Origin of the sequence: Streptomyces pactum, assembly GCF_016031615.1 — a bacterium.
Lineage (GTDB): Bacteria > Actinomycetota > Actinomycetes > Streptomycetales > Streptomycetaceae > Streptomyces > Streptomyces pactus.
Window position 1 is genome coordinate 3,597,251 of record NZ_JACYXC010000001.1, and the last position, 21,120, is coordinate 3,618,370.

Annotated in this window: 8 protein-coding genes and 2 pseudogenes; 2 read left to right on the forward strand and 8 right to left on the reverse strand. The window is 75.8% G+C overall.

The window, feature by feature from the left end; translation table 11 throughout:
- Both htpX and IHE55_RS14265 read right to left on the reverse strand, forming a co-directional pair.
- A complete protein-coding gene (gene htpX, locus IHE55_RS14260) occupies window positions 1–903 on the reverse strand; it encodes a zinc metalloprotease HtpX (RefSeq protein WP_197989370.1) in 903 nt (300 codons plus the stop codon).
- A gap of 679 nt (window positions 904–1,582) precedes the next feature.
- Window positions 1,583–2,491 carry an LLM class flavin-dependent oxidoreductase gene (locus IHE55_RS14265; RefSeq protein ID WP_197989371.1) on the reverse strand — a complete coding sequence of 303 codons (909 nt, stop codon included), beginning with the start codon at window positions 2,489–2,491 and terminating at the stop codon, window positions 1,583–1,585.
- A 335-nt stretch (window positions 2,492–2,826) separates the two neighbouring features.
- Here IHE55_RS14265 and IHE55_RS14270 point away from each other — a divergent pair, with 335 nt between their 5' ends.
- The gene (locus tag IHE55_RS14270; protein ID WP_197989372.1) at window positions 2,827–3,711 is read left to right on the forward strand and encodes a Cof-type HAD-IIB family hydrolase; all 885 of its coding nucleotides are present in this window, start codon (window positions 2,827–2,829) and stop codon (window positions 3,709–3,711) included.
- A 178-nt stretch (window positions 3,712–3,889) separates the two neighbouring features.
- Here the strand turns inward: IHE55_RS14270 and IHE55_RS14275 are convergent.
- From IHE55_RS14275 to hisC, 6 genes and pseudogenes are all read right to left on the reverse strand, one after another.
- Window positions 3,890–4,378 (reverse strand): annotated as a pseudogene (locus tag IHE55_RS14275) (M23 family metallopeptidase); the annotation flags it as partial.
- 3,190 nt (window positions 4,379–7,568) lie between these two features.
- The gene (locus IHE55_RS14280) at window positions 7,569–9,167 is read right to left on the reverse strand and encodes a sensor histidine kinase (protein WP_232266331.1); all 1,599 of its coding nucleotides are present in this window, start codon (window positions 9,165–9,167) and stop codon (window positions 7,569–7,571) included.
- 1,270 nt (window positions 9,168–10,437) lie between these two features.
- Window positions 10,438–14,751 (reverse strand): annotated as a pseudogene (cydD, locus tag IHE55_RS31255) (thiol reductant ABC exporter subunit CydD); the annotation flags it as partial.
- 13 nt (window positions 14,752–14,764) lie between these two features.
- Entirely contained in the window at window positions 14,765–15,766 is a 1,002-nt protein-coding gene (gene cydB, locus IHE55_RS14295) for a cytochrome d ubiquinol oxidase subunit II (protein ID WP_197989374.1), read from the reverse strand.
- A gap of 25 nt (window positions 15,767–15,791) precedes the next feature.
- The gene (locus IHE55_RS14300) at window positions 15,792–17,387 is read right to left on the reverse strand and encodes a cytochrome ubiquinol oxidase subunit I (protein WP_197989375.1); all 1,596 of its coding nucleotides are present in this window, start codon (window positions 17,385–17,387) and stop codon (window positions 15,792–15,794) included.
- A 792-nt stretch (window positions 17,388–18,179) separates the two neighbouring features.
- Complete coding sequence (hisC, locus tag IHE55_RS14305; protein ID WP_197989376.1) at window positions 18,180–19,259, reverse strand: histidinol-phosphate transaminase; 1,080 nt, start codon at window positions 19,257–19,259, stop codon at window positions 18,180–18,182.
- A gap of 383 nt (window positions 19,260–19,642) precedes the next feature.
- Between hisC and IHE55_RS14310 the strand changes: the two genes are divergently transcribed.
- Window positions 19,643–20,743, forward strand: coding sequence for a LacI family DNA-binding transcriptional regulator (locus IHE55_RS14310; RefSeq protein WP_197989377.1), 1,101 nt, complete (start codon window positions 19,643–19,645; stop codon window positions 20,741–20,743).
- Window positions 20,744–21,120 lie beyond the last annotated feature (377 nt).

The window sequence follows — 21,120 nt, forward strand, 5'->3', positions numbered from 1 at the left end:
TCAGCCCCTTCCCAGCTGGACGGAGATCCGGCCGAGCTGGTCCAGGCGCTGCTCCAGCGTCGGGTGCGAGGAGAACAGCCGCGCCATGCTCGCGCCCGACAGCGCCGGGGCGAAGTAGAAGGCGTTGTACGGTTCGGCCTGCCGCAGATCACGCGTGGGGATGCGGGCCATCTGCCCGGTGACCTTGGTGAGCGCCGAGGCCAGGGCCGAGGGGCGGCCGGTGAGGAGCGCGGCGGCCCGGTCGGCGGACAGTTCGCGGTACCGGGACAGCAGCCGGGTCAGCAGGAAGCTGATGGCGTAGACGACCGCGCTGACCAGCGGAATCAGCAGCATAAGGATCGCGGTGTTGCTGTCGCGGTTGTTGCCCCGGGTGAACCCGCCCCACAGCGCGACCCGGGTGATCATGCCCGCCAGCACACCGAGGAACGACGCGATGGTCATCACCGCCACATCACGATGGGCCACATGGGACAGCTCGTGGGCCAGCACGCCTTCCAGTTCGTCCGGCTCCAGCCGCCGCATCAGCCCGGTGGTGGCGCACACCAGCGCCCGGCGCTGGTTGCGTCCGGTGGCGAAGGCGTTGGGCACGTCGGTGTCGGCGACCGCCACCCTGGGCTTGGGCATGTCGGCGAGCGCGCACAGCCGGTCCACCGCGCCGTGCAGCTCCGGTGCCTGCTCCGGGGTCACCTCCCGGGCCCCCATGCTGAAGGCGGCGATCCGGTCGCTGAACCAGAACTGCGCGACGAACATGGCACCCGCGATCAGCACGATCAGCGGCCAGGAGTTGCCGAGCAGCACCACCAGCACGCCGACGAAGACGACGTACAGCAGTCCGATGAGGAACATCGTGCCGACCATGCGGCCCGCCAGACCGCGGTCGGGAGCGAATCGGGTACGCGCCATGAGGACCGACCTCCACCCTCGATTCTGCACCCTTTGCCCGATTCCGCGCCGTGGCACCCCGCGGCGGCCCCGGAGCCGCCGGGCCTGAGTCGGGAGGTCTGGACCGGGAGGGCCGAGGGCCCGGGGCCGGGCTCGGGGCGAGGCGGGGGAGGCAGCGGAACGGGGAGGCCGAGGCCGGGCCCCCGCACCCGGGGGCCCGTCGGGCCGGCCCCGCCCCCCGCCGGTGCCACCAGGGCCCCCGAGGCCCACCGGGATCCCGACGCCTGCCCGGAGCTGCCGGGTTGCGGGAGCCCCCCCGTGACGGACAGGGCCCCGGGGGCGGCCGGGGCCAGCGCCCACCGCGGGCCACTGGACACTGGACGGCCTCGAAGAGGCCGGCCGCGGCCGCCCCACGAAGACCGGCGCCCGATGCCGGAGGGGGCGGCCGGCGGGGCGGGACGAACGGTGGAGGGGCCGGGCGGTGGCAGGAGGGTTCGGGGAGCCGGAAGGAGGGGCGGAGGGGGCGGGGGGGCAGGGGGCCGGGGGGGGGGAGGGGCCCCCGGAGGGCTGAGCCCCCCGAGGCAGCCCTCGGGACAGCCCCCCACGGGTCGGCCCGCCGGGAGGGCAGTCCGTCGGGAGGGCAGTCCGCCGGGAGGGCGGCCCGCCGGGAGGGCGGCCCGCCGGGGCTCGGCGCCCGGGGTCAGCCCGCCAGCTGTGCCGGCCCCTCCGTGGCGATCCGCTCGAACACCTGGAGGTCGGTGTCGAAGTCCGAGTCCGGGATCGGCCAGTGGATCACGATCTCGTCGAAGCCGAGTTCCGCGTAGGAGCCCGCGAAGTCCACGAAGGCGTCCAGCGACTCCAGCGGCCGGTTGCGGTCCGGGGTGAAACCCGTGAGCAGGATCTTCTCCGGCTCGGCGGCGTCCCGTCCGGTCTCCGAGCACGCCGCCCGCAGCCCCTCGACCTGGCGGGCCACCGCGGCCACCGACTCCGCCGGGGTACCGGTGTCCGCGATCTTCGGGTCGCCGGTGGTCACCCATGCCTGGCCGTACCGGGCCGCGAGCCGGAGACCGCGCGGTCCGGTCGCGGCGACCGCGAAGGGCAGCCGGGGCCGCTGCACGCAGCCGGGAATGTTCCGTACCTCCTGAGCCACGTAGTACGTACCCTCGTAGGAGACGACTTCGTGGGTGAGCAGCCGGTCGAGCAGCGGCACGAACTCGCCGAAGCGGTCGGCGCGCTCGCGCGGCGTCCACGCCGCCTCCCCCTCGCGGATCAGCGCCGAGGCGTCGAACCCGGAACCGCCCGCTCCGATCCCCAGGGTGAAGCGCCCGCCGGAGATGTCGTCCAGGGAGATCAGTTCCTTGGCGAGCGTCACCGGATGGCGGAAGTTGGGGGAGGTGACCAGGGTGCCCAGCCGCAGCCGGGAGGTCGCCTCGGCGGCGGCGGTGAGGGTGGGAAGCGCGCCGAACCACGGCCGGTCCCGGAAGGAGCGCCACGAGAGGTGGTCATAGGTGTACGCGGTGTGGAACCCCAGCTCCTCGGCCCTCCGCCACACCTCCCGGCCGCCCTGGGACCAACGCCGGACAGGAAGGATCACAGTGCTCAGTCGCATGCGGTCGAGCGTAAGCGGGGAGCGGTTTCCCCGTGGCGGTGGGCGGCCCACCGTCCAGCGCCGGCGAGGCCGGGCACCGGCCGGGACGCGTCGGCCGGCCGGTACCGTCTCCGCGCGCGACCCGGAGGTGGCGGCACGCGACGGATGGGACGGGCCGGGCCCGGCGCCGGCGGGTTCCGGGACGCCGGCAGACGACCGGCCGCGTTCCGGGCCGGCGCGGGTGCGGTGGCGGGCCCGGCGAACGGATGCGGCCGGGGCTCACGGGGCGGAAGGTGGAGAAGTGATGGCCAATACACGCACCCCGTGGGGCACTCGCGTCAGGCATATGCGGGAGGATGGGTGACGTGACTCCAGCTACCGAGCAGCCCTCGACTCCGGCCGTGGACCGTACGGCTCCCGCCCTCCCCGTCACACCGCGCCTGATCGCCACCGATCTCGACGGCACCCTGCTCCGCGACGACAAGACGGTTTCCGAGCGGACCATCGCGGCACTGGCGGCCGCCGAGCAGGCCGGCATCGAGGTCTTCTTCGTCACCGGGCGGCCGGCCCGCTGGATGGACGTGGTGCGGGAGCACGTCCACGGCCACGGGCTGGCCATCTGCGCCAACGGCGCCGCGGTGGTGGACCTGCGCAACGGCGGCCGGCTGGTCGATGTGCACCCGCTGGAGCGCACGGACGCGTTCGCGGTGGCGGAGGCGCTCCGCGAGGCGACCCCGGGGGTCTCGTTCGCGGTGGAACGCACCAGCGGCATCCACTACGAACCGCGGTACCCCCCGTTCCACCTGGACCCGGGCGCCGTGATCGCCCCGGTGGAGGAGCTGCTGGCGGCGGACAACGTGTACGCGCGCCACCCGATCCTCAAGCTCCTCGCCCACCACTCCGAGCAGAACCCCGACGACTTCCTGGAGCTGGCCCGCAAGGCTGCGGGGCACCAGGCCGCGTTCACCCGCTCCAGCCCCACCGCCCTGCTGGAGATCAGCGGCCTGGGGGTGAGCAAGGCGAGCACCCTCGCGCGCTGCTGCGCGGAGCGGGGCATCGCGCCGGAGGAGGTCGTGGCCTTCGGCGACATGCCGAACGACCTGGAGATGCTGGGCTGGGCGGGCACCTCGTACGCCATGGCCAACGCCCACCCCTCGGTCCTCGCCGCGACCACGCACCGGACGGACGAGAACAACGAGGACGGGGTGGCCGTCGCCATCGAGCGGATCCTGGGCCTCTGAGCGGACGCCCCGGCCACCTGCGCCGACGGTCGTCCAGGGGTCGGAGGCCTGGAGGCCGGGGGCGACCAGGGGCCGGGGCCGGAGATCGGGAGGCCAGGGGTAGCGGGCAGAGGGCAGAGGATCCGGGGCCAGGAGGCCGCGGGCGGAGACCGGGGGCAGAGAGCCGGAGGCCGGGCGGTCAGCGTTCGTCGGCGGTGGAGCGCAGCCTCACCCCGTGCTCACCGAGCCATCGCACGGGGTCGACCGCGGAACCGAACTCCGGCGTCCTGCGGACCTCGAAGTGCAGATGCGGCCCGGAGGAGTTGCCGGTGTTCCCGGATAGCCCCAGCGGCTCACCGGTGCGGACCCGCTCGCCCTCGGTGACGAGGACGGTGGCCAGGTGTGCGTACTGCGTGAACATGCCGTTCGGGTGGCGGACCACCAGGCTCATCCCGAACGGACCGCCGCAGCCCATCGAGACCACCTCGCCCTCCCCGGCCGAGCGCACCCGCGTGCCCACCGGGACCGCGAAGTCCTGTCCGGTGTGCCCGTGCGACCAGCGGCTGCCGGAGCTGCCGAACCCGGCCGACAACTGGTACGACGCCACCGGCACGGTCCAGGTCCCGTGCCCCCCGGCGGGGCCGCCGCGGTCCGGGGCCGCCGGGGCGTCGGCCCGCGCGCCGGCCCGCGGCCGGGCGCCGAAGTCCAGTTCCGGCCCCGGGCCGTGGAGGGCGCGCGGAGACCGTTGACCGGCCGCCCCGTTCGCCACCGGCAGGCCGGCCGCGACCGCCACCCCCGCCGCGGTGCCGGACAGGGCCGCACCCTCGCCGCCGAGGGCCGGCAGGCCGTGTTCTCCGGTGCCGTACAGGTCCCGGGCGGCGGCGTCGCGGCCGGTGTGCACCGAGCGGTCCGCCACGACGTCGCTGACCCGGGTCGCCCCAGGCGTACCGGACGCCCCGGCCACATCACCGGTCCCGGGCATGCCGGCCACCCCAGGGGTAGCGGTGATCCCGGACGTTCCGGCCGGCCCCCTCGTCCCGGTGTCGGACGTCCCGGCGGCACCGCCCCCGTGAACGCCACCGGTCCCCCGGCCGCCACCTGCCCCCTGACCGGCAACGGCACCGTGAACCCTGCCGGTACCGGGCGCCGTGTCCGGTCCCCGAGCGGCCCCCGCCCCGTCCCCACCGGCCGTGCCGCCGGACGGTGACGACGGTCCGGTGTCCCGCGCCGGGTCCTGCCCGGCCGGCCGACCACCACCACCCTGGCCGTCCCCGGAACGGCCGTCCCCGGAAGCCTCCGCATCCTCGCGGCGGTCCGGTCCGCCCGGGCCGACCGGGCCGCCGGGAGCGTGCGGGCCGGTGACGTCGCCGGGGAGCAGCACCCCGGAGCGGTCCGCGAGCGGCACCGCCATCCCGATCCCCGGCACCGTGACACCGGGCAGGGTGAGGCCCGGCAGCAGCAGCCGGGTCGGCGTGTCCGGCGCCCCCGGACCGGTTGCCGCGCCGGTTCCGGGGCCGGGACCGGCGGCCGGCGGCACGGTCCGGTCCGTCGTCCCGCCGGCCTCCGTCCGGTCCGTCGTCCCGCCGTCCGTCCCCCCGCCGTACCGGGTGCTGCCGCCGGCGCCGTCCCGCCCGGCCCCGGTGCCGGACCGGTCGTCCGGGCCCGCCGGCGAGCCGTGGCCGGGGCGGTCCGGCGGGAGGGCCGCCGCCGCGCGCCGGGCCTCCGGCAGCACCAGGCAGCGCCCCTGCTCCGCCACCTCGTCCGCGACCTCGCGCAGTTCCTCCCGTGCCTGGGCGAGCCGTTGTTCGGTGGCCCACCGGTCGGCGCCGAGCTGCCGCAGCCGGCGGTCGAGTCCGTCCGCGGCCCGCGCGGCGGCCCGCGCCTGCCGGTTGAGCCGCTCGTTCTCCGCCGACACCTCACGGAGTCTGCTCACCAACGAGCGGTCCCGGACCGCCTGCCGCAGGCTGGCGGTGTCGAAGGCGTTCAGGCTGCGGAGCGCGTTGGGCAGCACCCCGCTGCGGTACTGCGCCCGGGCCAGCCGTCCGGCGGCCTTCCGCAACCGCGCCTCGGTACCGCGCTCCCGGCGCAGCTGCCGGCCGATCCGCTCGGCCTCCGCCCGTCTGTCGCGGGCCAGCGCCCGGTCCCGGTCGTACCGCGACTCGGTGCGGACCAGCAGCCTGCTCAGCCGCAGCACCTCCTCGCCCAGCCGCAGCCCGCGCGCCGGGGCCGCCGCCTGCCTGGAGACGCCCCTGGTGGCCCGGACCGGCAGGCCCGCCGGTCCGGCCGGTGACGGCAGCCGTCGCCCGAACGACGTGGACACGGAGGACGCGGAGAAGGCGGCGGGCAGGGAGGAGGCGGTGGGCACGGAGGCCGCCGTGGACGTGGAGGCCGCCCGTCCGGTGTTCGCGCCCCGGTACGCGGCCCCGGCCGTGGCGCCACCGGATGCGGACCCGGCCACCACGGCGTCCCGCCCGGCCGGAGACGTACCGGGCCGGTCGCCGCTGGTCGCCGTCCCGGGACGGTCGGCGGCGGAGCCGCCCCCGGAGCCACCGGCGAGCGCCGGCGCCGGCAGCACACCGCACAGGACGGCCACCGCGAGCGTGCGGGCAGCACGTACGGACCTCGGGCTTCCTCGGAACGGGAGACGCATGACGGCGATGCTGGCCCGATAGGGGTACGGCAAACGGGGCGCCACGCCCGAACCGCCCGCACCACACACCGTTCGGAGTACGAAAGTCCTACTTACGGGCAACGGCTCCCCCGGCCCGCGGCACCGTGCTCCGCCAGGCCCCACACCGCCGGCGCCGCTGGACTCGCGGCGCCGGCCCCTCCGGGTCCGCGATCGGCTCCGCCAGGGTCCGCGAGACCGGCTCGGCCCGGGCCCGGGTCGGGCCTCGCACCCGGCACCGACACCCGGCCGCACCCCGACCCCGCCCGGGTCTCGGCGTGACCCCGGGCCGGGCCCGGGTGACCAGCGCCGTACCAGGTTCCGCCGACCAACCCCACCGGCCGCACGCAACCGGCCCGGCCCGGACCCCGGCCCGGTGGCCTCCGTGAACCACCGCCACGGCGCGGCCGGCGAGCCGGCTCCCTTCCGGGTCCTGCGCACCACCTCCGTACCAGGTCCTGTCCCCCACCTCCGGCCGGCCCCACTCCCCTCACCGCCTCGGCCGAGCCCCACGCCGTCACCGCGAACCACCCCGACCGTGCACCGGACCGTCACCGCGAACCACCCCGACCGTGCGCCGGACCGTCACCGCGAACCACCCCGACGGTGCGCGGGGCCGGCTGCCGGCGCCGCACCAGAACCCCACCGCCGCTCCTGGCCCTGCCCGGCGCACCACGTCGTACGAGACCCGGAAGCCCTCGGTGCCGGGCTTGCCGGGGCCGTCGGGCCCGCCGGGCTTGCCGGGCAGGCGGGACCACCCGGACCGTCCCTGTGCCGCGGTCCCGGTTCGCCGACCCGTACGAGGGTCCGCACCACCACTGCTGCCGACCCGCGCCGCGCCGTGACTTCCGTAGCGGGCCGTTCCCGGGGCCGCGCCGCCCCCTCCGCCCCGGGTTCCGCGCGGTCACCGCCACGGAGGCCGGCCCCACTCAGCCGCGCGCGTGCGGGGCACCCCGCCGGTCCCGCCGCCCGCGCCGATGCGGGGGCCGTGCATGAGGACTGCCGCCGGAGCGTACGTGAGGGCCACCACCGTGGCGTACGCGCATGCTGCCGCCCGCCGGGCAGCACGACGGTGCCGGGCGCCGGGCGGCACCGGAACGGGCCGCGGCGCTACCGGACGGACCGCGGCGGTACCGGACGGACCAAACGCACGCGAAGGTGTCACCGCGCCGGAGGCACCGGCCGGACGGGACCGGGCCCGGCCGCCCCGTCACAGCGGGGCCTCCCAGACCAGCGACGTTCCCGCGCCGTCCGGGCCGATCCCCGGCCCGAGGACGCACGAGCCGCCCAGCGCCTGTGCGCGCCGGGCCAGGTTGCGCAGCCCGCTGCGGCGGCCCTCCGGCGGAATGCCGACCCCGTCGTCGGCGACCCGCAGCCGTACCCCGTCCCGGCCGTCCGGGAGGGTCACCGTGGCGTCCACCGTGACCTCGATGCGTCCGGCCCGGGCGTGCCGCAGTGCGTTCGACAGCGCCTCGCGCAATGCCGCGACCAGGTTCTTCGCGGTCAGCTCGCCGACCCGCGCGTCCACCGCGCCGAGGAAGGTCACCGACGGCTGGAAGCCCAGCGGAACGGCGGCGGTGCCGATCTCCCGCAGCACCCGCGTCCGCAGCCCGGACGGTGCCTCCGCCGGTCCCTGCTGAAGCGCGAAGATCGCGGTCCGCACCTCGTGGATGGTGGCGTCGAGTTCGTCCACCGCCTTGCCGATCCGCTCCCGCACCTCCGGCGCACCGGCCTGGCGCTGGGCGCTCTCCAGCATCATCCCGGTGGCGAAGAGCCGCTGGATGACCAGGTCGTGCAGGTCCCTGGCGATCCGGTCCCGGTCCTCGAAGACCGCCAGCCGCTCCCGGTCGCGCTGCGCCTCGGCGAGCACCAGTGCCATGGCGGCCTGGGCGGCGAACTGGGTGGCCAGAGTGCGTTCGAGGTCGGTGAACGGCCGGTCCCCGCGCCACCGCGGCACGGCCAGGATGCCCAGCACCCGGTCTCCGCTGCGCAGCGGCAGCATCATGCTGGGGCCGAAGCGTTCGGCGACGCCGGTGGTCATCCGGGGGTCGGTGGCCGAGTCCTCGACGAAGACCGGTTCGCCCGCCAGCAGCCGGGGCACGATCGCCGCCCGTGGTGGGACGACGGTGCCGATGAGGCCGGCGGGATCGTCCGCGGCGGCGGCGACGATCTCCAGTCCGCCGTTCTCCTCCGGGACCAGCACGATGCCCGCAGCCGAACCGGCGAGCCGCCGGGCCTGCTCGGCCACCACGGACAGGGCGTCCTCGGCGTCCGCCCCGGAGAGCAGCGCGGTGGTGACCGCGACCGACCCGTCGATCCAGCGCTCCCGCTGCCGGGTCGCCTCGTGGAGCCGGGCGTTGCCGATGGCGATCCCGGCCTCGGTCGCCAGCACCGTGACCATGCCGAGGTCGGACGGACTGAACCGGCCACCGCCGCGCTTGCCCGCCAGATACAGCTCGGCGAACGGACTGCCCTGCACCCGGATCGGCACCCGCAGCCGTTCCATCGGGCCGGGCCGGGGAGCCTCCGGGGGTCCGGCGAGGTACGCGGCGAGCGCGGGCCGTTCCGCCTCCGGCACCCCGTACCCGATGAGGTCGCCCAGCCCGTGTCCGGACGGGTCCAGCACCCCGACGGCGGCCTGCCGGGCATCGGCGAACTCGGCCGCGGTACGGGCGATCCGGTCGAGCATGGAGTGGACGTCCAGCTCGCTGCCGATGGTGCGCATCGCCTCCAGCAGCCGCGGCACCCGGGCGGTCACCTCCGTGGACAGACCCCGCAGACCCCGGGTCGCCTCGGTGGCCGCGTCCAGTGAGTCGGGCGTGCCGACGGGGGTCGGCGTACCGGGCGAGGACGGTGCGCCGGTCGCGGCCGGGGGCACCGGCGCAGGTCCCGGCCCGTCACCCGGTGAGGCGTTCGTCCCGGATCCGGCGTCCGGTTCCCCGCCGCGCCCGGTCTGCGGCCCGTCACCAGGGCCGGCCCCGGTTCCGTCAACCGGCCCGGCGCCGGCCCCCCGTGCGGCATCCGGCCCGGACCCGGGCCTCCGCGCGGGGCCCGGCCCGTCGTCGGGCGCGGGGCCCGGCCCGTCGTCGGGCGCGGGGCCCGGTGCGCGGTCGGACGCGGGGGCAGGATCGTCGGGCACGGGGCCGCGGCCCCGTCTCGGGTGGGCGCCCCGGTCCGGGTCCGGGGCACCGTGCGGTGCTGCCGTGGCTCCCATGCCGCGAGGCTATGTGCGATATGGAGGGAATACGGGCGTCACGCGAGGAGTACTCCGGGTTTGTCCTCCGGCCGCCGCGTCCCTCCCGTGGCCGCCCCGCCGTCCGGGTGCTTCGCGGCGCCCCCACCGCCGTCCGTGCCACCACCCGTACGGGGTGTGCACGCGTGCGTTCCCCACCACCCGCACGGGGACCGCACCCATGCCTCCACCACCACTGCGCAACCGTACGGGCGCCACCTCGCCACCACGGGCCACCGCACCGGCACGGCGGCCAACACCAGGCACCCCGGGCCGCCGCACCTTCCCCACGACCACGACCTGAGCCGCGTCGACTGGTCCGGTCGTCCGCGACGCGCCGCCCGCCACCTCGCCACCACACGGAGCCGGACGTTCCACCAGCTCGCCACCATCCGCGGCCTCCCGCGCCCGGGCGCACCGCCACCTCGCCGCATGCCACCGGGCCGCCCGCCGCGCCGGCACCGCATCCCGTGAACCCGCCTCCCCCGCGTCGCTACCCCACCCCGGGAGCCCTGCCCGCCGCCCCCGACACCGCGTTCCGCGGCGTCGGTGGCCGCACCGGACCGGACCGGCCGTCCGCCCCGGGCGCGACCGGGGCCGTCCGCCGTACCTCGCGAACCGTTCACTCCGGCCCGGTCACCGCGGGCCCGCCCACCGCGGGGCCTGCCGCCACCCGGCCCGCCATCACCGGATCGTCCGAGACCGGACCCCCCGTCCCCGGGCCGCCCGACACCGGGCCTGCCGGACCCGCGGCGGCGCCGCCCGTGTCCGCCACGTCCACGTCCACCATGCCCACGGCGCCCCGCGCCGTACCTCCGGCGGCCTGCGCCGCGCCCGTGGCGGCGCGGGCCGCCGCTTCCACGAGGTGCTCGCGGGCGAGCATCTCCCGGAAGGGGCCGTCGGTGGCCGCCAGTTCCTCGTACCGGCCCTGCTGGACGACGCGTCCGGCGGCGAGCACGATCACCTCGTCCACCGCGCCGCCGGCCAGCCCCGCGAGCCGGTGGGTGATGAGCACGGTGGTCCGCCCCTCGGTGGCCGCCAGCAGGTCCGCGGTGAGCGCGTCGGCGGTCGCGGTGTCCAGGTGCTCGGCCGGCTCGTCCAGGACGAGGACCGGGAAGTCGGCGAGGAGGGCCCGGGCCAGCGCGAGCCGCTGCCGCTGCCCGCCCGACAGCCGGGCGCCGAACTCCCCGACCGGCGTGTCCAGCCCCTGCGGCAGCCCGTCCACCCACTCCAGCAGCCGGGCCGCGCGCAGAGCGGCCCGCAGCCGCTCGTCCTCCGTGCCGCCGTCCACGGCCGGGGAGCGGGCCCCGGCCGTCCCGCCGGCCCCACCGGCACCGGTCGCCCCGGCGTCCCCGGCCGCAGTACCGGACCCGACCGATGCGCTGCCCCCCGCCGCCCCCGGCAGCCCCTGGACCCCTGCCCCCGACGGCTGCGCCGCGGGAGCGGGCAGCGCCAGCCGCAGGTTCTCGCGGAGCGAGGTGTGGAACAGGTGGGCGTCCTGCGCGCACAGGCCGACCAGGCGCCGCACCCCCTCCCCGGTCAGCGCGGTGGCGTCCCGGCCGGCGAGGGTGTACGTACCGGACTCGGCGTCCAGGAAGCGCAGCAGCACCTGGGCCACCGTCGTCTTGCCCGCGCCCGACGCACCGACCACCGCCACCCGCCGGCCGGCCGTCAGCCGCAGCCGGAAGTCCCGCAGCGCCGGGGTGGCGGCGCCCGGGTAGCGGGCGGTCAGGCCCTCGACGACCAGCGGGAACGGCGACGCGGGGGCCGGTTCGGTGCCGTCCACCACCGGCTCGGGGGCGTTCAGCACCTCGTCCACGCGCTGCGCGGACCGGCGCACCCGCTGCCGGTACTGCACCGCCACCGGCAGCCCGGCGACCGCCTCGAACGCGGCGAGCGGGGTGAGCACCACGGCCGCCAGCCACACCCCGGACAGCCGTCCGTCGGCGACCGCCGCCGACCCGGCCCAGGCGGCGGCCGTCACGGTCAGCCCGCAGACCAGGGCGGACAGCCCCGCACCGGTCGCGGTGGCGGCGGCGGCGCGGCGCGCGATCCCGGTGAGGATACGGTCGGCGCGGCGCACCGCCGCCAGTCGGCGCGGCAGCGCCCCGGCGACCGTCAGTTCCGCGGTACCGGCGAGCAGGTCCACCACCTCGGTGCTCAGCGCGCCGCGGGCGGGGGCCAGCCGGCGTTCCGCCCGCCGGGCGACCGCCCCGGAGACCGCCGGCACCACCACACCGGCGGTGAGCAGTCCGGCCGCCAGCACCAGCCCGGCCTCCGGCAGCAGCCACCCGGTGAAGGCGACCGAGGCACCGCCGACCACCACCGCCGAGCCCACCGGCAGCAGCCAGCGCAGCACGTGGTCCTGGAGGGCGTCCACGTCCCCGACCACCCGGGCCAGCAGATCCCCGCGCCGGGTGTCGCGCAGCCCGGCCGGCGCCAGCCGCTCCAGCCGCCGGTACACGGCCACCCGCGTCCCGGCCAGCACCCGCAGCGCGGCGTCGTGGGACACCAGGCGTTCGGCGTACCGGAAGACGGCACGGCCGATGCCGAACGCGCGGGTCGCGGTCACGGCCACCATGAGGTGAAGGACGGGGGGCTGTTCGGACGCGCGGGAGATCAGCCAGCCGGAGACGGCCATCAGTCCCACCGCGCTGCCCAGCGCCAGGCTGCCGAGCAGCAGCGCGAGCGCGAAGCGGGTGGCCTCCCGCCGGAGCGGGAGCAGCGCCCCCGGGGACGCGTCCACGCCGCCCGACGCCCGCCGGCGCGCGTCCGGGCCGGGCGGCACGGCGACCGGCGGCGCCCCCGCCCCCGTACCCGGCACACCCCTCTCCTCCTCCACCGGCACCGGTCCCCGCACACCGTCGCCCAGCGGCACCGACGCCTGGTCCGGCACCGCGCCACCGTCGCCCACCGGCGCCGGTTCCCCGGCCGGACCCCGCACACCGTCCCCCACCCGACCACGGCCCACCGGACCACGGCCGGCCGGAGCCGGCGGGTCCCCGCCGGCCGGGACCGAGACCGGGTCCGAGTCCAGATACGGCACCGGGACCGGGCCCAGGTCCTGCACCGGGTCCGGGTCCGGGCCCGTGACGGCCGTAGCCGGCCCACCGCCGCCCGCCCCGATGACCGGCAGTCCACCACCGGCCGCAGCGGACCGCCCACCGCCCCCCGGGGCCGGAACCGGAACGGAAACCGGCCGGCCCGTACCCCCGGGGCCGGAACCGGAACGGAAACCGGCAGCCCCTGTAGCCGCCGGGGCCGGCGGCACCGCCTCATCCGCCGCGCCCGGCCCTCCCCCGTCCACCGGCCCGCCGATGGTGATCACCCGGTCGGCGACCGCCAGCAGGGCCGGGCGGTGGACGACGAGCAGCACCGTACGGCCGGCCGCGAGCCGCCGGACCGCGTCCACCACGGCGGCCTCGGTCGCCCCGTCCAGGCTCGCCGTCGGCTCGTCCAGCAGCAGCACCGGACGGTCCGCCAGGAACGCCCGGGCCAGCGCGAGCCGCTGCCGCTGTCCGGCGGAGAGGCCACCGCCGCCCTCCCCGAGCACCGCCTCGGTGCCGCCCGGGAGCGCCTCGGTGAACTCCAGCGCGCCGGCCGCCCGCAGGGCCTCCCGTACCGCCGCGTCGTCCGCGTCCGGCCGGGCCAGCCGGACGTTCTCGGCGACCGTGCCGGCGAACAGGTACGGGCGCTGGGGGACCCACGCCACCTGTCGCCACCAGCTCTCCGGCCGCAGGTCCGCCAGGTCCGCGCCCCCGACCAGCACCCGGCCCCGGGTGGGCGGGACCAGGCCGAGAACGGTGTCGAGCAGGGTGCTCTTCCCGCTCCCGCTGGGCCCGACCAGGGCCACCGTCTCGCCGGCGCGCACGGTGAAGGACGTGGCGGCCAGGGCGGGTCCGGTACGGCCCGGACGCACCACCTCCACCCCCTCGACCGCGAGCACCACCCCGCCGGGACCCGGCAACCGCGCCTCACCGCCGTTCCCGCCGGGACCGTCCCCACCGGAACCCCCGATCCCGCCGGAGGCCCCGGGCACGTCTCCGTCCCCGTCCCCGATCACCGCGAACACCCGGTCCGCGGCCGCGAGCCCCTCCGCCGCCGCGTGGTAGTGGGCGCCCACCTGGCGCAGCGGCAGGTACGCCTCCGGCGCGAGGATCAGCACCACCAGTCCGGTGGCGAGGTCGAGGTCGCCGTGGACCAGCCGCATCCCGATGCCGACGGCCACCAGCGCCACCGAGAGGGTGGCGAGCAGTTCCAGCGCGAAGGAGGAGAGGAAGGCCAGCCGCAGCGTGCGCAGGGTGGCCCGCCGGTGGTCGGCGGTGATCTCCCTGATGGAAGCGGCCTGGGCCCGGGCCCGGCCGAAGATCTTGAGCGTGGGCAGTCCGGCCACCACGTCGAGGAAGTGGCCGGAGAGCTGGGTGAGCAGCCGCCACTGCCGGTCCATGCGGCTCTGGGTGGCCCAGCCGATGAGCACCATGAACAGCGGGATCAGCGGCAGGGTGGCCGCGATGATCAGCGCGGAGACCCAGTCGGCGGTGACGATCCGGGCGAGCACCGCACACGGCACCACCACGGCGAGGCCCAGCTGCGGCAGGTAGCGGGCGAAGTAGTCGTCCAGCGCGTCGACACCGCGGGTCGCCAGGGTGGTCAGCTCCCCGGTGTCCCACCCCCGACCGTCCGCCACGGCCCCACCCCCCGCCGGAGCGCCGCCGCCGGGGACGGACGCGCCCCCGCCGCGGCACCCTCACCGCCGGCACCGCCACCGGCACCACGACGGTCCCCCGGTGGACCGGCCCGGGACCGACCGCTCATCTCCCGGCCCGCCCCCACCCGGCCGGCCTCCGCCGAGCCGGGTCGCCCGGGTCAGCAGCCGCATCCGCAGCTCGGACTTGACCGCGGCGCTGGTGCGGTGCGCGGCGAGTTCGGTGAGCCAGGAGACCGCCGCGCGGCCGGCGGACACCGCCGCCAGCCACACCAGCGGGGTGACCAGCTCACCCGGGCCCCGCCCCTGCTCGAAGGCGCCGACCACCACCTGGGCGATGAGCGTGGCCTGGGCGACGACGAGCCCGGCACCGGCCAGCCCGAGCGCCACCGACGCGGCGAGGAAGCCGCGGGTGGCCCGGGCGTGACGGAGCAGACGGGGGTCCACCGGCTTCACCGCGCCGCCCTCCTCAGTGCCCGGCGGGGATGTGCTGGGTGCCGATCCGCTTGCGGAACACCCAGTAGGTCCACGCCTGGTAGGCGATCACCAGCGGTGTCATGAAGGCCGCCACCCAGGTCATGATCTTGAGGGTGTACGGACCGGACGCCGCGTTCTCGGCGGTCAGGTTCCACCGCGGGTCGAGCGTGGAGGGCATGACGTCGGGGAAGAGCGCGAGGAAGAGCATCGCCACGGCCGCCGCGATGGTGACCCCGGAGAACGCGAACGCCCAGCCCTCCCGGCCGCGGGCGTTGGCCGCCAGCGCGGCGAGCAGCGCGGCCACCGCGACGCACAGCGCCGCCAGGCTGCCCGCGTCGCCGTGCTCGGCCTGGGTCCAGCCGAGGAACGCCACCGCCAGCACCGCCGCCGCGGCGCCCAGCCCCATCGCCTGGCGCCGGGCCCGGACCCGGATGTCGCCGACCGTCTTCAGCGCCGCGAACACCGCGCCGTGGAAGGTGAACAGCACCAGCGTGACCGCGCCGCCGAGCAGCGCGTACGGGCCGAGCAGGTCGGTCACGTCACCGGCGTAGTTCTTGTCCGGTCCGATCGGCACCCCGCGCACGATGTTGGCGAACGCCACACCCCACAGGAACGCCGGGATCAGCGAGCACCAGAAGATCGCGTGTTCCCAGTTGCGCTGCCACCGCTCCTCGGGCCGCTTGTGCCGGTACTCGAAGGCGACGCCGCGCACGATCAGGCACACCAGGATGGCCAGCAGCGGCAGGTAGAAGCCGCTGAAGAGGGTGGCGTACCAGTCCGGGAAGGCGGCGAAGGTGGCGCCGCCGGCGGTCAGCAGCCAGACCTCGTTGCCGTCCCACACCGGACCGATGGTGTTGATCAGGACCCGGCGTTCGGTGCGGTCCTTCGCCAGCGTGCGGGTGAGCACGCCGATGCCGAAGTCGAAGCCCTCCAGGAAGAAGTAGCCGATCCACAGGACGGCGATGAGCAGGAACCAGATGTCGTGCAGGTGCATGGTCCTCGATCTCCTCTGCGGCCGGTCAGTACGCGAAGGTCAGCGGCTTGTCGGCGTCCGCGCCGGCCGGGTCCCCGCCGGGGGTGCCCGACGGCGGGCCGGAGGGCAGCCGCAGCTTCGGGTCGGTGGCCGGCGGCCGCTCGGACACGTCCGGGCCCGCCTTGGCGTACTTGGCCAGCAGCCGTACCTCGATCACCGCGAGCACCCCGTACAGCAGGGTGAAGACGGACATCGAGACGATGACCTCGGTGGTGCTGACACCGGGGGAGACGGCGTCGCCGGTCTTCATCAGCCCGTACACCGCCCACGGCTGGCGGCCCATCTCGGTGAAGATCCAGCCGAACGAGTTGGCGATCAGCGGGAAGCCCATGGTGAGGATGCCGATCCGCCAGGACCAGCGGGTGAGGAAGGGGTTCAGCTCGCGGGTGCGGGTGAGCATCAGCCGCGGCACCTCCTCCTCGCCGGTGCGGTACTCCGGTGCCAGCCACCGCTTGCGGCGGGTGGTCCACAGGCCGACCAGTCCGGCGAGGAACGAGGTCATGCCGAAGCCGATCATCAGCCGGAAGCCCCAGAAGGCCATGAAGATGTCGGGGATGTAGTCCTCGGGCTCCCCGCCGTACAGCTCGGCCTGACGCTCGGCGATGTCGTTGATGCCGGGCACCGGGTCGGTGAAGTTGTTGTGGGCGAGGAAGGACAGGACGCCGGGGATCTCCAGCTCGGTGCTGTTGTGCCCCTCGTCCACGTCACCGACCGCGAAGATCGCGAACGGGGCCGGGGACTCGGTCTCCCACAGCGCCTCGGCGGCGGCCATCTTCATCGGCTGCTGCTCGAACATCACCTTGCCCAGGGAGTCGCCGCTGAGCGCGGTGCCCGCGCCGGCGATCACCGCCAGCACCAGGCCGGTGCGGAGCGAGGAGCGCATCGCGCCGATCTGCTTGCGGCGCCGGTCGGTCAGCTCCTCGCCCCGGTCCTGGGCCCGCTTGGCGCGCCACAGGTGGAAGGAGGCGATGCCGACGACGAAGGCGGCGCCGGTGAGGAAGGCGGCGGTGAGGGTGTGGAAGACCACGACCAGGGTGGTGTTCTGGGTGAGCACCGCCCAGATGTCGGTGAGCTGCGCCTTCCCGGTGGCCTCGTCGATCGTGTAGCCGACCGGGTGCTGCATCCAGGAGTTGGCGGCCAGGATGAAGTACGAGGACAGGACCGTGCCGACGGCGACGATCCAGATGCAGGCGCAGTGGAGCTTCTTCGGCAGCTTGTCCCAGCCGAAGATCCACAGGCCGATGAAGGTGGACTCGAAGAAGAAGGCGATGAGCGCCTCCATCGCGAGCGGGGCACCGAAGACATCACCGACGAAGCGGGAGTAGTCCGACCAGTTCATGCCGAACTGGAACTCCTGCACGATGCCGGTGACCACCCCCATCGCGATGTTGATCAGGAAGAGCTTTCCCCAGAACTTGGTGGCGTGGAAGTACTTCTCCTTGCCGGTCCGTACCCAGGCCGTCTCCATGCCCGCGGTGAACGCGGCCAGGCTGATGGTCAGCGGAACGAAGAGAAAGTGGTAGACGGTCGTGATGCCGAACTGCCATCGCGCCAGTGTCTCCGGCGCCAGAGCCAGATCCACGTCGTTCTCCTTACCGTCGTGCTCGCAGCGTGGCCGCAGCCACAGACCCCTCCGCGGTTGCTCCCCCACAAAGCGACAGAAATCGCCATCGCTTGTGAACGCGTTCACATTCACAAGCAATTATGGCGCACACGTTTTCGGACCCTCCTACCGGGGGGTGGGAGGGGGCGAAAGTGGTCAGTTGTGAGAAGCTGCGCGTTTGGACCCGGGTGTTTCGGCCACCGGCCGGCCATGGGCCCGGTCCGCCCCTGGCCGGATCGCCTACGCCCCGCCGGGCGGCCTCACGGGGCGCGGCGGCCCCGCCGGGCGGAGCCCTCCGGCGTCCGGGACGCACCGGCAGCGGCACCCCGGCGACGGCACAAGCGGAACCCCACGAACGGAACCGGAACGCCCCCGCCGCGCGATGCGTAACCCGCACCACGCAGCCACGGCCGGCACCGTCGGGATACCGAACCCGCACCGCGCAGCCACGGCCGGCACCGCGCGGATACCCAACTCGCACCGCGCGGGGATACGGGGGCCGGCCCCGCGGGGCGGGCGCCGTACGACGCGGAACGGCCCCGCCGGCGGAGCGCCCGGCGGGGCCGTTAAGGGGGGGCCGGCCCCGCCTCCGCGTCACCGCGTGGCGTCCCGGCGTCACGACCGGGGCCGACGCACCACGGGCCCGGCGCGTCACCGCGGGGCGGATGCGACAGCCGGCGCGTCACCATGGGACGACGCGTCACGGGTCCGGTGCGTCACCGCGGGGCGGACACCTCACGGGCCCGGCGCGTCACCGGTGGGGCCGGCGCGTCACAGGCCGGCCCGGAACTCCTCCGCGGCCCGGAGGAACAGGTCGTTGCCCTCCACCTCGCCGATGGAGATCCGCACGCCCTCGTCCCCGTACGGCCGGACGATCACGCCGGCCTTCTCACAGGCGGCGGCGAAGTCCTGGGTGCGCTCCCCCAGCCGCAGCCAGACGAAGTTCGCCTGCGAGTCCGGCACCGTCCAGCCCTGCGCGGTGAGCGCCGCCGAGACCCGGGCCCGCTCGGCCACCAGGGCCTCCACCCGCTCGCGCAGCAGGTCCTCGCTGCGCAGCGAGGCCACCGCGGCGTCCTGGGCGAGCTGGCTCACGCCGAACGGCACCGCCGTCTTGCGCAGCGCCGCCGCCACCGGCTCGTGCGCCACCGCGAAGCCGACCCGCAGCCCGGCCAGGCCGTACGCCTTGGAGAAGGTGCGCAGCACGCAGACGTTCGGCCGGTCCCGGTAGAGCTCGATGCCGTCCGGCACCTGCTCGTCGCGGATGAACTCCCGGTACGCCTCGTCGACCACCACCAGCACGTCGGCGGGCACCCGGTCCAGGAAACGCTCCAGCTCGGCGCGGCGGATCGCGGTGCCGGTGGGGTTGTTCGGGTTGCAGACGAAGATCAGCCGGGTGCGGTCGGTGATCGCGGCGGCCATCGCCTCCAGGTCGTGGCCCTCGTGCTCGTCCAGCGGCACCTGCACCGAGGTGGCCCCGGCCACCTGCGTGACGATCGGGTAGGCCTCGAAGGACCGCCAGGCGTACATCACCTCGTCCCCCGGTCCGGCGGTGGACTGCACCAGCTGCTGGGCGATGCCCACCGAGCCGGTCCCGGTCGCCAGGTGCTCCACCGGCACGTCGAACCGCTCGGACAGCTCCGCCATCAGCGCGGTGCAGGCCATGTCGGGGTAGCGGTTGAACGACGCGGCGGCCCGGGTGGCGCTCTCCAGCACCCCCGGCAGCGGCGGGTAGGGGTTCTCGTTGGAGGACAGTTTGAAGGCGGCCGGGCCGCCCGCCGCGGCGGGCTTCCCCGGCCGGTAGGTGGGAATGCCGTCCAGTGCGGCACGCAGCTTGGGGCTCTTCTCGGACACCGCGGGTCCTCCTCGACCGTCCGTGCTCATCAATACTGCACACCTTAAGAGGATTGGCCCGGTCGCCGTAAGGCGTGGGCGGTCCGGAGCGGACCCGTGGGGCGCCGGCGGCCTCCCCGCCGGGGGAGCGCGCCGTGATATGCCACGCGCTGGTGGCGAGCGCCTTGGCGCGCATCCCTCGTACAGGTGAGTTGAGACCTCTTCGAAACCTGGGCCAATCGACAGGCGTAGATATGTCATGGGCCCGCAGAGTCCTCCTGCTGCTCCCAACTTCCTTTGTTTCCAAGGGGCAGAGTCGTTTCCGCTCTTGCAGAATCGTGCCTGCCGACCCCTTTTCGTTGTACCCGTCAGGGGTGCCACCGGAGCCCTACTATCGGCACGCCATGACAGCAGCAGGGAAGCACCAGGTGAGCGGCCCCACCAGCCGCCGGTTGGGGCGGGCGGGCATCCGGGACGTTGCCGCCGCGGCCGGCGTCTCCATCACGACTGTCTCCGACGCCCTCAACGGCAAGGGCCGGCTACCGGACGCCACGCGCCGCCACGTCCGCGAGGTCGCCGAGCGGCTCGGCTACCGGCCGTCCGCCGCCGCCCGCACGCTCCGCACCGGGAAATCCGGCCTGATCGGTCTCACCGTGACCACCTACGGCGACGAACCGTTCACCTTCACCGAGTTCGCGTACTTCGCCGAGATGGCGCGGGCCGCCACCTCGGCCGCCCTCGCCCGCGGGTACGCGCTCGTCATCCTGCCCGCCACCTCCCGCCACGACGTGTGGTCCAACGTCGCCCTGGACGGCACCGTGGTGATCGACCCGTCCGACCAGGACCCGGTCGTCGCCGAGCTGCTCCGGCAGGGCATCCCGGTGGTCAGCGACGGCCGCCCGGCGGGCGCCCTGCCGGTCACCGCCTGGGTGGACAACGACCACGAGGCCGCCGTCACCGATCTGCTGGAGCACCTGGCCGAGGCCGGCGCCCGCCGGGTCGGCCTGCTCACCGGGACCACCACCGACACCTACACCCGGCTGTCCACCGCCGCGTACCTCAAGTGGTGCGAGCGGGTCGGCCAGGACCCGGTGTACGAGGAGTACCCGGCCCACGACCCGTGCGCCGGGGCCGTCGCCGCGGACCGGTTACTGGCCCGCCCGGACCGGCCGGACGCGGTCTACGGCCTCTTCGACCCCAACGGCACGGACCTGCTGGCCGCCGCCCGCCGCTACGGCCTGCGCGTCCCCGACGACCTGCTGCTGGTCTGCTGCAGCGAGTCGGCCGTCTACGCGGCCACCGACCCGCCGATCACCACCCTCTCCCTCAAACCCCGCCGGATCGGCACCGCCGTGGTGCAGCTGCTGATCGACGCCATCGAGGGCCACGACGCGGGCCGCCCGGTGGAGCGGGTGATACCGACCGAGCTGATGGTGCGGACCTCCTCGCAGCGGCGGCCACCGCGCACCACGGTCAGCCCGCCACGCGGTCCCACCCGGGGCTGAACCGCCCCCGGCGCCCCGGCGTCGGTAGTCTGTGCCGCACCGCGACCCGGTCAATCCAGGAGAAATGACCGGCGGAGTGGAGCCTGGTCCCGATTGACGGCACCCTGGTGCGTCACAAGCCCGGACCGTCGTTCCTATGATGGGCGGATGACACCGGGGAACCGCCCTCGACCAGGCACGGTCCTCATAGGTGCACGGGAGCGCGATGGTGGAGGGGTCGATGACTCAGGGGGCCGGTCAAGGACCCACGGCACGGACCACGGCGGCGGTGCCGCCCGGGCCCGGCTACGCCACGCCGCCCGGTCCTCCCCCGGTACGCGCACGCCCCTACGCCACCCCGCGGCCGGCCGCCACCTCCGCCCAGCCGCCCACCCCCC

Bases quoted from the DNA above. Each gene is read 5' to 3' on its own strand.
- IHE55_RS14270 (WP_197989372.1), top strand. From the start codon at position 2,827: ATGGGTGACGTGACTCCAGCTACCGAGCAGCCCTCGACTCCGGCCGTG.
- IHE55_RS14265 (WP_197989371.1), bottom strand. From the start codon at position 2,491: ATGCGACTGAGCACTGTGATCCTTCCTGTCCGGCGTTGGTCCCAGGGC.
- cydB (WP_197989374.1), bottom strand. From the start codon at position 15,766: ATGCACCTGCACGACATCTGGTTCCTGCTCATCGCCGTCCTGTGGATC.
- IHE55_RS14310 (WP_197989377.1), top strand. From the start codon at position 19,643: ATGACAGCAGCAGGGAAGCACCAGGTGAGCGGCCCCACCAGCCGCCGG.
- htpX (WP_197989370.1), bottom strand. From the start codon at position 903: ATGGCGCGTACCCGATTCGCTCCCGACCGCGGTCTGGCGGGCCGCATG.